The sequence below is a fragment of the Kribbella pratensis genome, from assembly GCF_004365355.1.
Lineage (GTDB): Bacteria > Actinomycetota > Actinomycetes > Propionibacteriales > Kribbellaceae > Kribbella.
Genome location: NZ_SODP01000001.1, coordinates 2,394,907 through 2,408,800 on the forward strand (window position 1 = coordinate 2,394,907; position 13,894 = coordinate 2,408,800).

Here is a 13,894-nt window from a genome sequence, read left to right on the forward strand (position 1 = left end):
GATGCCTTTACGTACGCCGATTCTGGACGACCGCTCGTTCGCGCAGTTGCGGGACGAGCTGATCGCCCGGATCCCGGTCTACGCGCCGCAGTGGACCGACCGCCAGCCCAGCGATCCGGGCATCACGCTGATCGAGCTGTTCGCGTTCCTCGGCGAGAACCTGCTGTACCGCTTCAACCAGATCCCGGACGCCACCCGGCAGTCGTTCCTCGACCTCCTGCAGGTACCGCTCCGCCCGGCCGCAGCCGCCGCCACCATCGTTGCCTTCGGCACTGACCAGCCTGCCGGCATCCTGATCCCGGGCGGTGCGGCGCTGACCGCGGGCAAGGTTCCGTTCACGACCGTGGGCGAATGCCATGCCTGGCCGGTGACGGCGCGGCCGGCGATCCGCGCGCGCGTGGACGAGCAGCTCGACGTCGACACGCTGGAGTACCTGGCTCGTTCCAGTGCGGCGCAGGGCGCTTCGGTGGACGACGTACTGCGGTATCGGACGGTCTTCGGCGCGACCGAACCGGCCCGGCCGGGTGGTGACCGTCTCGACCCGGCGGGGTCGGTCGACGGCACGTTGTACCTCGCGCTCGTCACCCCGACACCGCCGGACCCGACCACGCTCGCCGGTCGCGAGTTGAGCATCGGCTTCGTCCCGTCGCTCGACGTACCGACGATGGCGGATGTGCAGCCATGTCCTGGTGAAGGGCAGTCGCCGCCGGCGCCGCCGATGCGTTGGCAGGTGTGTACGACGGACGCCGTACCGAACCCGCCGTTGCCGGACAGCGCGGACCCGGTCTGGCTCGATCTACCCGTTGCCGGCGACACGACGTCCGGTCTGCTCACCTCGGGTGTGGTCCGGTTGCAGTTCCCGTCCGATCCGATACAGCTCGCCCGGATCGGCGTCTACTTGCCGATCGATCCCGACGCGATCGGCTCCGGTGACCAGCCGCCGTTGATCGAGGACGAGGCTCTCGATGCCCAGCTCATCGGCTGGTTGCGCGTGTTCCGTCCGGACGGCAGTGCGATCGGCGCGATGGAGTGGGCCGGCGCGAACGCGGCCCGGGCCGAGCAGACCGAGACCGCCCGCGCCGAGTTCCTGGGCACGGGCACCGGCGAACCGGATCAGCAGTACCGGCTCGCGCACCCGCAGGTGATCGGCTCGCTGACGCTCGACGTTGAGGAACAGGGCGCGGGCCGTTGGGTGCCGTGGACCCAGGTCGACGACTTCGGCGCCGCCGGACCGGACGACCGGGTGTTCACCATCGACGCCGAGGCGGGCACCGTCCGGTTCGGCGAGGTCCACCGGGGCCGCGCACCGCAGATCGGCGAACGCATCCGCGTCCGGGGATACACGTACGGCGGTGGCGCAGCAGGCAACGTCGGCGCGGCCGCGATCTCCGCCGTACCGCAGATCGCCAAGGTCACCGTGGCGAACCCGCTGCCGGCCACCGGTGGCGCCGAACCGCAGACCATCGCCGAAGCGATCGACCAGATCCCGGCGGAGCTCGCCCGGCGCGACCGCGCGGTCACGGTCTCCGACTTCCGCGAGCTGGCCGAAGCCACGCCGGGCGCCGGAATCATCCGCGCGGAAACGCTGCGCCTGTTCGATCCGCAACGCCCGGACCAGGAGTCGCCCGGCGTCGTCAGCGTGGTGGTCTGGCCCGAACACGACCGCTTGCACCCCGACGCGCCACGTCCGGATCGCGGCGTCCTGGAGCAGGTCTGCCACTACCTGGATCCGCGCCGACTGATCACCACCGAGGTCTACGTCATCCCACCCACGTACCGTCGAATCGCTGTGTCCGTAGGGATTGCGGTCCGTCCCGGGTACGGCGCCGAGGGCGTCCGTCGATGGGTCGACACGGTGCTGCACCAGTACCTCTCTCCCGTTCCGCCGTACGGACCGGAAGGGCATGGCTGGCCGCTCGGACGGCCGGTCTTCGGGCCCGAGCTGGAGGCTGCCGCGCTGCAGGTCGAGGGGCTCGAGTTCCTCAGTGGGCTGCGGGTGTCGGAGGACGTCGACGGCGAGTGGGTCGAACGGACGGCGCCGGTGCGCGTCGACCTGGACGCGTGGGAGGTCCCGGAGCTGGTCGCACTGACGGTGACGACCGGAGATCCGGTGGCGCCGGGCTCGGCGCAGACGCCCGTACCGCCGGCCGGACCGCCTGTACCGGTGCGATCGCCGCGTGAGGTGTGCCGATGACCGAGCGGTCCGTGAGCGCGATCACCACCTGCGACCAGTGGGTGCGGGGCCGGCACGACGCGACGGCCGTGGAGCGCGTGGACGGTGCCGGTGTGGCGCTGACGCTGACGTGGCAGGACGCCACACCGCAGCCGTGGGATCCGGGTACGACGTGTGCGGTGCGCGGGTCGGCGGTGGATCGGTTGTGCCGGGTCTATCGACTCGATCGCCGCAGCGTGGCGCGGCTGACGATCGGTGATGCCGGAGGCGGTCTGGACTACGCGCGGTTGCCGGCCGAGGTCGAGATCGTTGGAGCGCCCGACGATCCGCCGACCGGTGCGGACTTCGTGCCGCGGCCCGAGCCGGCGCTGCTCGACGGCGCGGGGATCGCGATCGACGAGGACGACCGGTTGTTCCTCGCCGATCGGGGGCGCCGGGAGCTCGTCGTACTCGACCTGTGGAGCCGGCGGTTGCTGCGGCGCATCCCGATCGCCTCGGCTGCCGCACCGCAACGCCACCCGATCGGCTTGGCCGCCCGCGGTCGTGACGTGGTCTGTGTCGTTGCGGAGCCGGCGGGTCTGCTGTCGCTGAGCGCACATCGTGGGCCGCGAGCGCTTCCGCTGCCGGCCACGTTGCAGGCCACGCCGGCTCGGGCCACGATCACGGCGTCGGGCGACGCGATCACCTTGTGGCACGACTCTTCCGGCCATTCGTGGCTGGTCGGTGGTCGGCGTACGCCGCTGCCGGTCGACGGTGCCTGCGAGCTCGTCAGCCTCGGCGACACCGTCGTACTCGCACCTGCTGCGGCGGCCTCGGACGGCAAGGCAAGTCTGCATCGTGTCGACGTGAGCGAGAGCGGATGGATCCGGTCGCAACCGCTCGACGCCTTCGGGTACGACGGGCGTGGGATCGTCGCGGTCGCGGGTGATCGGATCGGCTATTGGACCGCGCACGGGCTGCGGCTCGCCGTACCCGGAAAGGTGACGTACGCGCGGAGCGGCGGGTGGCTGAGCTACCGGTTCGACAGTGGTCAGCCGGGTAATCGGTGGGGCCGGATCTTCCTGGACGCGTGCGTACCAGAGGGGACGAGTCTCCGGGTCGCGACGTTGAGCAGCGACGACGACTACGAGACCGCGCTGAGTGAGGTGCTCCCGGATCCTGCCGACTGCCTCCCCGTTGCGGCGACCAACGAACAGCCGTTGCCTCCGGCCACGATCACGCCGGGTACGCCGGTACCGCTGCATCAGCGATCCGACGAGCCGTCTCCGTGGTGGCGGTTGCCGGCCGGGTCGACGTACGCCGTGCATGAGGCGCCGGTGGTGGCTGCCCCGGGGCGGTACTTGTGGGTGGCGCTGGCGCTGGCCGGCAACACCCGAAGCACGCCGTCGGTACGGGCGGTGCGGATCGAGCGGCAGTCGCACACGCTCGCGCGTCGTCTGCCGGCCGTGTTGATCGGGGACGCTGCGCAGGCCGAGTTCCTGGAACGGTTCCTCGGCTTGTTCGACGGGTTCCTGTACGACCTGCAGGCACGCTCGGACCGGCGGGACCTCTTGGTCGACCCTGCGTCCACACCGGTGGAGGCGTTGCCGTGGCTGGCGTCGTTCGTCGGCTTGCTGCTCGACGATCGCTGGGCCGAGGCGGCGCGACGGCAGTTGATCGCCGAAGTGGTCACTTTGTACCGGCGGCGCGGGACGCTCGGGTCGTTGCAGCGCTACCTGGAGATCTATCTCGCCGGTGATCTGGCCGCCGACCGGAGCCGCCCCGGCCTGTCGCCGGTCCTGATCGAGCACTACCGGCTGCGTGGACTCGGCCCGGATCTCGGCGCCGACCCGGTCGGCAGCGGCCGGTCCGTCCTCGGCGCCGGACTGCGGGTCGGCACTCCGTCGGACGCGGCGCGGACCAGTGCGCCGGATTCCAGTGCGCATCGCTTCACGGTGGTGATCCCGCGGCCGCTCGACGCCGAGCAACAGGCCGCCGTCCGGCAGGTGCTCGACACGGAGCGGCCCGCGCACACGGCGTACGACCTGTGCACGGTCGACGCGGGCATGCGGCTCGGGCGCGGCCTGCACCTCGCGCTGACCAGTGTGATCGGGCCGACGGGTGGGCTGCGTCCGGCCTACGTCGGCGCGGGCGCGACCGACCGTGACCTGATCCTCGGCGGACCGACGACCGGACTGGCGGTCGAGGGATCCCGGCTCGACCGCGGCGCGCGGGTCGGTTAGGGGCCACGATGCAAACCGCCGACATCGACGCGGTCCGCCTGCACTACCAGGTGGACACACCCAGCACGGCCCGCCGTCTCGACGGCATACTGCGCATGGAACTCACCACTCCGCAAGGCCTCCTGTACGCCGAAATCGACCAGCTCATGCGCCTGTACGGGCCGGCCGAACACATCTGCCTGCGCCGCCTCACCATCCGCCTGCGCTACTCCCTCACCCAGGCAACCGCCGCAGCCACGATCCGCGACGCCTGCGCAGCCGCAATCCGGGCAGCTGTCCGCGACGTCCCGGTACCGGAGGAACGACGAGGTGTTGTCGTCAGCACCGACGGCCAACTGGTCATCTACCGCCACCACGTCGACGCCGTCTCAGACCTCGTCCGCAGCCTCTCCGGCTCTGGGCCGCCGAACAGACAGCACCTGCCCGGCGCGAGCACCGCCTTCAACCCGGCCGCGCCGATCACCAGGACTGATCCCGCGGCGGCTGCCCTCGAGCGAGCGTGGGCGTGGGAGCAGTGCGGTCTGTACTCCGGCCCGCTCCCCCGATCAACAGCCGCACGGGCGGAGACCATCACCCGCGCATTGACCGCGGCGCCACAGCTGATCCCGGCAGTCCTGGCCCAGGTCAACGAACTGTTGCCCCTGGCATCGATGCAGTGGACGGCAATCGCCCACGCCTGGGCCGCCGCGATCCACCTGCCACCTCCCGCGTCACCAACGGAGTCGACCGCCGCCTCGGTGATCGAGGCTGCCCTGGCATCCCCGGTAGGCCGAGTCCTCCGGGCACAACAGAATGTCGCCGCGGGCCTGCCTGTCCAGGTCCGCAGGGAACTGGCGAGCCTGGCTATCGCGTCCGCGGCCCCGCACCACAGCCGCGGCGCCGCTGTCGATCGGGTTGCCGAGGCCATCGCGACGGTGTCACCGATCTCCGCGCAGGCTTTCGCCCAGCACCACGCGTCGAAGCCACCCAGCACTCTCCCACCGAGGCCCGCGCCTCTCACTCCGAAGCCCGAACCTCTGTCCGACGCCGATCGCCCGATCCTGCCGGTGAACGGTCGGCCGACCCTCGACGCGGACGAGCAGCCGATTCCGGCCGTCGACGATCGCCAGCTCCTCGCCACCGACTTCGGCGCCCTGCTGTTCCTGGCCCGAGCGGTTGACCCCGTGGTTACCGAAATCGACCTACCGGCGGTCGCCGCTGACCTACCCGAGGTGCTGGCGCGGTTGTGCGGGCGTCTCGCCGGCGTACCGCCGACTGATCCAGCGGTCATCGGGCTCACCGGACTCGACCCGACGGCTGACCGATCTCCCGCCGACGCCGTGGTCGATGAACTTGCGGAGGCCCGGATTCGCGGATGGATTCGAAATCGGCTCGGGGCACAGGACGACGACGATCTCGGTTGGATCTGGCGGCGGCGGGCATACGTCGAGATCGCAGCGGCACGGGTCGAGGCCGTGTTCTCGCTGGATGATGTGGATCTGACGATTCGTCGCGGCCTGCTCGACATCGATCCGGGCTGGCTGTGGTGGCGGGGTGCGGCGATGAGGTTCCGCTATGTCTGACCATCTGACCGGCAGAGCGGGCCTGCTGACCGCGCGGATCGCCGACCGTTGCTCGGACGATGACCTACGCAACGACCTCACCGGGCTCTCGAAGGACCTCACCACCGAGAGCCTGCAGATTGACCACAACGACCGAATCGCCCGGGTTGTCGAGGCATTCGGGCTGACGCCGTTCGCAGTCGACCTGCTGATCATGGTCGGCCTCCCCGACGAACACGGACTCCTGACCCGCTGGGCGCGCCTCACCCATCCCGCACGCCTTCCGTTCGTCACACCGGCCGCCATCGCGGACGCGCTCGGTCTCGACGCAGCCGGCCGGCGGCATCTACGCGCCGAGGTCGACGGCGGTGCGCTCCGTCGTACCGGCCTGATCGCCGGCGACCCCGCCGAACCGTTGCCGACCCGCGGACTGTCGCTGCCGCCCGGGCTGTGGAGTGCCCTCAGGGGAGTCGACACCTGGCCCGCACCCGTGGACGCCGACCTACGCACCGACACCAGTTCGACGGTCCTCAAAGGTCTCACCGATGTGCTGACCGCGCGCGGACCGGTCCTCGTTGCGGTGACAGGCTCCGAGGATCGGCCACCCCAGGAGCGGGCTGCGCTTGTTCGCCACCTGGTCGAGCAGGCCGGACGGTGCGTCGTGCCGATCGACGTGAGCGACCGACCGCTGGAGCGGCGAGACGCCCAGACGTGGTCTCTGCACGCCCTCGTACACGACGCGATCCCCTTGGTGTACGGCGGAACCGGCGACGCACCGCTCCCGCAGCATCCGGGCCCTGTCGTCGTCTGCCCGGCGGCAGGTGAGCGCGCGCCGCACGACGTACGCCCACTGGTCACCACCCGGCTCGAGTCCCCCGGCCTGGCCGAGTCGGTCGCGCTCTGGGAGGCCCTCCTGCCCGGCTCGAACGGTACGGCGAAGAACCTGGCGGGACTCGTCCGTGTCGACGGACTCAGCGCCCGGCGCGCCGTCGCCGACGCCCACCTGGTAACACGGTCGCGGGTGCCGGAACCGACGCACGTGCTGGCCGGCCTCCGCCAGCGGATCGACGCCGAGCTGCCGTACAGCGTCCGCCTCGAGAAGCCGACCGCCGGCTGGCAGGACCTCGTGCTCACCCCGCCCCAGGAATCTTTGCTCCAGGCAATCACTGCCCGCGTCGCCGGGCAGGCAACCGTGCTGCACGACTGGGGCCTCGGCGCAATTGTGCACGGCGGTGAAGGAGTACGGGCGCTGCTCACCGGCCCGCCCGGTACCGGCAAGTCGCTCGCCGCCCGCGTGATCGCGGCCGAGCTCGAACTGGACCTGATGGTGGTCGACCTCGGCGCGCTCATGAGCAAGTGGCTCGGGGAGACCGAGAAGAATCTCGGCGCGGTGTTCGACGCCGCCCGGCAGGCCCGCGCGGTGCTGTTCTTCGACGAGGCCGACGCCGTGTTCGGACGGCGGACCGAGATCTCGGACGCGCAGTCGCGATGGGCCAACCTGCAGACGGCGTACGTGCTGGCCCGGATGGACCGGTTCGACGGACTGGTGCTGCTGGCAACCAATCTCCGGACCGCGATCGACGACGCGTTCGTCCGCCGCCTGGACGTGATCGTGGAGTTCGACGAGCCGGACCGCGAGCAACGCCTGCAGCTGTGGCAACGCCACCTGCCGGCCACCGCCCCGCTCGCCGGCGACCTCGACCTGCCGGCCCTCGCGGCGCTGTACGACGTCACCGGCGCGCTGATCCGCAACGCCGTACTCGCCGCCGCCTTCGCGGCCGCGGCGCACCGGCGACCGATCGACCAGGCCGTTCTGGTGCAGGCCGTCCGGCACGAGTACGAGAAGGCCGGCCGATCGTTCCCCGGCACCCCCCGGCGGGCCGCCGGAACCCGACCGCAGATGCGAGGCTGAGATGGCACAGGACCTGAAGACCCGAGCGGAACACCAGCTCACCCTGAACCAAGCGGCCGCCGCCCAGTCCGCCGCCGCTCTGGTCGCCGCCCGCGCCGACCTGGACCTCCGGGTGGCCGATCCGGCGGCGCTCACGCCCGACCAGTGGGCAACGTCCGTCGGCGCACACCAGCACGTCGAACTGGCCCGCGCGGCACTCGCCGCCGAGCTCGCCGCCCAGCAGTCGATCCGTACGGCGCTGGCCGGCGTCAACAGCCCGGCCGACACGCTGACGTACCAGACCGAACTCCGGAAGTCACTGTTGCGCCAGGCAACCATCCGGGTCCAGCTCCGCGCCGGCCGGGAACGCGAACTGACCGATACCGCCGTCGTCAGCGCGCTCGGCCAGGTGGCGGACGACGCCGGTGCCCGCGTCGCCGCGTCCATCCAGGCGGTCGCCCAGGGGACGGCGGACCAGGCAGCCGTCCGTGCCGCCCGGGACGCCGTACTGGTCGCACCTCTCGACACGATCGTCGCGGATGCGACCGCCCTTCGGTCGAGTACGACGTTCACCGCGGCCCGCGACCGCCTCGCGGCACTGATCCCGGACGCCCTCCTCACCCGCGCCCGCCAGCGGTACGCCGAAGCGACATCGCTCGCCTCCGAAGCAGCCGACTTCCTTGCCATCGCCCAGGCCGCGGAGGACAAGGTACTCGGCGAGCTCACCCCGATCAGCGCGGTCAAGGCCGCCGAGACAGACTTCCGCATCGCCCTGGGCGCCCTCTCCGGGTACGTCGCCTCGTCCGCCGCCGAACTGGCCGGAGCCAGGACCCGCCTCGAGGCAGTCGCCGCCATCCCCGACCTCACGCCGGCGCAGGTCGCCGCGCTGGACCCGGCCGGCCGCGCCGACGCGATCGCGGCAGCCGACGCCGAGCAGGAGCTCGCGGACGCGGTGGCCGAGATCGCGATCCTGCAACAGGCACTCGACGACGCCGTACTCGCGGCCCGGATCGACGATCCCGATTCCGATCCCGCGAGCAACGCCGATGTGATCACGGCGCAGGACGCGCTGGACGCTCCCGCCCCGCATCAGGCGCTGACCGATGCGCGCACGGCGTACGACCAGCCGGCCCGGGATGCGCTGGACGCGTGGGAGGTCGAGGTACCGGACGAGTTGTGGGACGCGTTCACGCAGTTCGAGGCCGCGAGCGACGTACTCGACCGGCTGGCCGCACAGGCCGCCCGGGACGCGCTGCTCACCACCTTGGACACCGCGCAGGACGCCTATGCGAACGCGCTCGACGACGCCGACGTACAGCTGCGCCGGCTCCAGGTCGCAGCCGCCGAGACCGGTGACCGGAGTGCCCGGGCGCGGGCGCTCGGCGAGCTCTCCGTTGACCTCACCAACCAGTACGCCCGCGGTGACGGGCCTTCCGGCCGAACGGCCGACCAGCTCTGACACCCGCCAAGCCGCCGAGGAGTGCATCGTGGCCAGTCCCGATCTGATCCTGACAACGTCCACGTGTGACGACGTGACGTTGCCGATCAACCCGTTCGTCTCCAACCGCTACCACTTCGGCATGCTCCTCGGAGTCGCCGACCTGGACACAGATCAGGGCTACCACCGTGGCAAGGCATGGCTGCACACCGCCTGGTTGCATGGCGACGGCACGGTCTGGGGCCTCCAGGCCGAACTGCGAACGGGCACCAACGAACTCGCCGTACTGCCCGGCCTGGCCATCGATGAGCGCGGCCGCGAGCTGTACGTCGCCGACACCCTCTGCGTCGACCTCGGTCTCTGGTACGACGCCAACCGGCCCGAGGACCTGGTGGTCACCGACGACGGCAACGGCGGCGTGATCTTCGAGCTGCAGCTGACGCTCTGCGCGCAGCGCTGTCTCGACCGGCCGGTCCCCGCGATCGCCGAGAGCTGCGAGGGCGCATCCGGCGACACGGCGTACTCGCGGGCCGTCGAGCAGGGTCTTCCGGTACTGCGAAAGCGTCCGGACCCGACCACGAGACCGTTCTACCCGCGGGTGCACCAACTGCTCGGTCTCGCCGAGGCGACCGATCCACTCGTCACCCAGGCACTGGCCGACATCGCCGCCGCCGACCCCGCCGATCGGCTCGCCACGTCGCAGCAGAAGCTCGCAGCGATGCTGGCCGCCGACGCGATCGATCGCCGGCCGGCCGCGGGTCCCGGCGACTGGTTCCCGGAGCCCGAGCCCGGGTGCGTCGTACTCGCGGATCTCAAGGTGCACCTCGCGCCGGAAGGGACCGGCTGGCGCGTGGTCGAGGACGGCGCCGATCCAACCGTTGTCGACAATTTGGTACGACGCGCCGTCGCGCCCACCGGCCTGCTCCAGGACCTGCTCGTGCCGCCGTCCGGTGAGGCCGCCCGCGTCTCGGGGCGACTGGCTGAACCGGGTCTGCAGTTGGAGGACTCCCGGCTGTCCGGCAAGACGTTGACCCTGGAGTTCAGCGGGGCGGTCAAACCGGCGACCGTACGGCCCGCTGCCTTCACTGTCACCGCACTCCGGCCAAGCGGCTGGGAGGACGTCGAGGTCACCGGAGTGCAGGCATCCGGCAGCACGGTCCAGGTAGAGCTCGGTGCCACGGTCCGGGTCCGGCCGATTCGCGTGATCGTCGAAGGTGCCGGTGCACGCCCGGTGCTCGGCGCGGACGACCAGCTACTGAACGGCGGCCATGACGCCGCACTGATGATCAACGGCGCCTGACCGGGAGGGAACCAGCATGACCATCCAGAACGCCACCGTTCTCGACTCCGGCCTCGCGCAGGAGGGCATCACCGTCGTCGATCCGTCCGGCCCGCTGGTCCGGACCTGGTACTTCGACGGCCGCTTCCTGCGCGCCGACGGCTTCCGCACCGACCAGGCGTACGAGCGCTCCCTCGCCAGTCTCGTGGCCCAAGGCAACGGTACCGGTGTGGTGCACGGACTCGAAGTGGCAATGGGGACCGGCGACCAGCTCCGGGTCGAAGCGGGTCTCGCGCTCGCCCCGTCCGGCCGGGCGGTGCTGCTCACCCGGCAGATCGATCTTCCGACCGCCACGCTGATCGCCCGCGCTCGTGGCATCGTCGATCCGACCACCGCGACAGGTGGGAACTCGGCGTTCGGACCGTGTGCGGGCGATGACCTCACCGGCGACGTACCGGTGCTGCCGGCAACGACGTTGTGGCTGCTCACCGTGGCCGCGACCGAGACGTTGTGCGGCGAGGAAGAGCGGTTCGGTCAGCTCTGCGCGGACGCGTGCGCGACCGAAACCGACCGGTCGCAGCTCGTGGAGGGCGTGATCTTCCGCGTGCACCCCGTGTCGTTGCCGCTGACGACGCCGACCACCGTGACGATGACCGCGGCGCACCTTCGGTCGCGGGTGGCGTCCGCGTGGTTCGCGGCCGAGCGCCAGGCGATCTCCTCGATCGTGTCCGGTCCCGGTCTGCACAGTCAGGTGTGGTGTCTTGGTGCGGACGCGGTCGGCGGTGACGAGGTACCGCTCGCCGTACTGCAGCGCGAAGGATCCGTCAGCAAGTGGGTCGACGGCTGGACCGCACGGCGAGAGTTGCTCGAGACCACGCCGCGGCGGTACTGGCAGCAGCGGATCGCGATGCGGCCGGTCAGCGTCGCGAGCGCGCAGTTGTCCCAGTTCCAATGCCAGCTGGTCGATCTAGTGCTGCCGACGACCGCGACCGTGTCGGGCAGCATCCTTCTCGACGCGGGGATCGTGGAGCTGCCGTCGGCCGGATACCTGCAGATCGATCCGACCGGCGATGTCGAGGCCCAGGTTCGGGCGAAGTTCGGTGCGGGCGTCGATCTCCGGTTCTGCGTCGGACGGTCGGACGTCGTGCCCGGTCTGGTCGAGGACGCGCAGCATCGCGACCGGATCAGCCTGACGAAAGGTCTCGACGACCCCGCCGCGAAGGAAGAGGTTGACATCCTGGTTCCGGACGGGACGCTGACCCAGACGCAGGTCTCCCTCGACGCCCTCGTCGGTACGGCGCGCACGCTGCCGGCCGTCCGCGACGGCGAGAGCGGATCGGCGATCTCACTGGCCACGATGGCACGCGACAGCAGCGGCACGGGGTGGACGTGGTGCGCGGCCGGCACGGGTCAGTTGCCCGCAGCAAGGATGCTGGACCCGGTGACCCGACTCGCCCGCGGGCAGACGCAGCGGCAGCGTCGACTGGCCACCGTCGACGCTGCGATCCGGGCGATGATCACGCCGGACGACACCCGTGCCGACGGTTCCGATCGCGCCATCTCGGTCTGGGCACAGATCATCACGTCGGCCCGTGTGGACACGCTGCAACCGGGCGACACGACCGACGTCCGCGCCCGCTTGACGTATGCCGCGGCGGTGGACGACGTGTCCGCACTGGACACTCGCTTCAGCGGTGAACTGCGGGTCGTCCAGCGTCAGGCGGGCACCGCCAACGGCGCGCCGACCGTCCAGCTGCTCACCGTCCTCGATGGCTTCATGGATACCTTCACGATCGACAACGGCGAGCCGAAGTCCCGGGTGACGCCGATTCGCGCGTTGCAGGTCGGGTGGGAGTTCGGTGTGGACGACACCGGTGCGGAGCAGCTACAGGTCGGCTTCACCCAGGGCCGGTCCGGGCTGGTGCTTTCGGCAACGAGTTCCGGCGTACCACGGAAGATCCAGGCGGTGTTGAGCCAGTTCGTCCTCCGTCCCACACCGGGGTTGCCCACACCAGGGCTGCCGACGCTGCCGATCCTGCCGCCGGTGGTCCCGGTCGAGGGGAAGACGTCGGACTGGACGTCCGGTGTCGGCGGGCGGTTCGCGCGGATCTTCGAGCGCATGACCAAATCGGGCATGCTCTCCGCCGTACCAGGGCTGTCCACTGCAGGTCCGAACGTCACGCCGATCGGCACCGTCGAACTCACCGACACGGCCGGCGCCGCGACACCCGGCACGCCGACGCGCGAGCAGGCCGACACGGCGATCGAACTACTCGCGGCCACGCTGGCTGGAGCCGGCCGCGACCCTGCCTTCGCCGTCGGCGCCCGTGCTCTCTTGTACGGCGGACCCGCGACCACCGTCACACCGATCAAGGCGACCCGCGACTGGGTCCTGTTCCACCGCCGGGAGACCATCACCTGCCAAGGCGACCAGGTCGTACAACCCGCCGTATCGACGCTGCGCCTCTACAACGCCGGCGCCGCCTCGTCGGAAGACCTCCAGACGATCCTCGACAACCTGGTCAACGGCACGATGGAAGGTACGGGCGGATTCGAGCCGGTGATCGACCTGGACTTCGCCGCGAACTCGGCCGAGATCGTGTCGTCGGTCCCGGCGCTGCGGATCGCCTGGCAGTCGGCGAACCGACCGTCCGAGCTCGCCTTCATGGTCGCCGCGGGCGGAGCGGAAGGGCAGCTGATCGCGGGCGCGCGGATCAACGCGTTGCGTACGGCGCTGTCCGGGCTGGTCACGGCCGACAACGCCGACGTCCGGTTCCTACCCGACGTACCGCCGGGGTTGACCGCGCTCGGAATCGACGGCGTGCTGCTGACCGGGGGTATCGTCGCGTCGACGCAGCCGTCGGCGCGGTGCGTCCGGATCCTGCGCACCGATCGTGACATGGCCGCGAAGATCTTGGCCACGCTGAACGACCTGCCGGCCGATCCCGGCGTACCGATCGAGGACTTCCTGCGGTCCCGGGGGTTCACCTTCGACGCCTTCACCGCGACGTTCACCGAAGGCGCGCTGAGCAACCTCGATCCGCTGCGTCAGTGGTGGAAGGGATTCAACGCGCTAGCTACACAGCTGATGCTCCCGGACAACCTCGGCGAGGTCACCGACACCGTCGACGCCCGGACAGAGCGGGCCAAGGAAGCGCTCGCAGCCCTGCACCTGGACATCCAGAACCAGGCCCGGATCAAAATCGCCATGCCGATCTGCGGGGTGACGGCGCTGATCACCACCGGCTAAGGCCAGCCGCGGCCGCCGCAGACGAACACGCTTGCCATCGTGGGTGACCGCCTGCTCGCGCACGCCCAGCACCGGAACGCCGTACGTCCTTGACTTGGAG

The 13,894-nt window shown here is 70.8% G+C and carries 7 protein-coding genes; all 7 read left to right on the forward strand.

The genetic code is table 11. The annotated features are described in order from the left end of the window. Position 1: 1 nt before the first annotated feature. From EV653_RS11350 to EV653_RS11380, 7 genes are read left to right on the forward strand one after another with little or no spacing between them, the layout of a single operon-like run. Positions 2-2,194, forward strand: a complete 2,193-nt coding sequence (locus tag EV653_RS11350) for a putative baseplate assembly protein (protein ID WP_134101260.1) — start codon at positions 2-4, stop codon at positions 2,192-2,194. Then, positions 2,191-4,395: a phage tail protein gene (locus EV653_RS11355; protein WP_134101263.1), complete on the forward strand. Its 2,205-nt coding sequence runs from the start codon at positions 2,191-2,193 to the stop codon at positions 4,393-4,395. Before EV653_RS11350 ends, EV653_RS11355 begins: the two co-directional genes overlap by 4 nt. 8 nt (positions 4,396-4,403) lie before the next feature. After that, positions 4,404-5,957, forward strand: a complete 1,554-nt coding sequence (locus tag EV653_RS11360; RefSeq protein WP_134101266.1) for a hypothetical protein — start codon at positions 4,404-4,406, stop codon at positions 5,955-5,957. Beyond that, positions 5,950-7,848: an ATP-binding protein gene (locus EV653_RS11365; protein ID WP_134101269.1), complete on the forward strand. Its 1,899-nt coding sequence runs from the start codon at positions 5,950-5,952 to the stop codon at positions 7,846-7,848. Before EV653_RS11360 ends, EV653_RS11365 begins: the two co-directional genes overlap by 8 nt. Before the next feature lies 1 nt (position 7,849). Further along, positions 7,850-9,286 carry a hypothetical protein gene (locus EV653_RS11370; protein ID WP_134101272.1) on the forward strand — a complete coding sequence of 479 codons (1,437 nt, stop codon included), beginning with the start codon at positions 7,850-7,852 and terminating at the stop codon, positions 9,284-9,286. Between the two features lie 28 nt (positions 9,287-9,314). After that, positions 9,315-10,565 (forward strand): hypothetical protein, encoded by a 1,251-nt coding sequence (locus EV653_RS11375; protein WP_134101275.1) that lies wholly within the window; start codon positions 9,315-9,317, stop codon positions 10,563-10,565. A 16-nt stretch (positions 10,566-10,581) separates the two neighbouring features. After that, positions 10,582-13,794, forward strand: a complete 3,213-nt coding sequence (locus tag EV653_RS11380) for a hypothetical protein (protein WP_134101278.1) — start codon at positions 10,582-10,584, stop codon at positions 13,792-13,794. Positions 13,795-13,894: the final 100 nt, after the last annotated feature.

Excerpts from the sequence above, each read along its gene's own strand:
- EV653_RS11350 (WP_134101260.1), top strand. The coding sequence starts at position 2 with ATGCCTTTACGTACGCCGATTCTGGACGACCGCTCGTTCGCGCAGTTG.
- EV653_RS11365 (WP_134101269.1), top strand. The coding sequence starts at position 5,950 with ATGTCTGACCATCTGACCGGCAGAGCGGGCCTGCTGACCGCGCGGATC.
- EV653_RS11355 (WP_134101263.1), top strand. The coding sequence starts at position 2,191 with ATGACCGAGCGGTCCGTGAGCGCGATCACCACCTGCGACCAGTGGGTG.
- EV653_RS11370 (WP_134101272.1), top strand. The coding sequence starts at position 7,850 with ATGGCACAGGACCTGAAGACCCGAGCGGAACACCAGCTCACCCTGAAC.
- EV653_RS11360 (WP_134101266.1), top strand. The coding sequence starts at position 4,404 with ATGCAAACCGCCGACATCGACGCGGTCCGCCTGCACTACCAGGTGGAC.
- EV653_RS11380 (WP_134101278.1), top strand. The coding sequence starts at position 10,582 with ATGACCATCCAGAACGCCACCGTTCTCGACTCCGGCCTCGCGCAGGAG.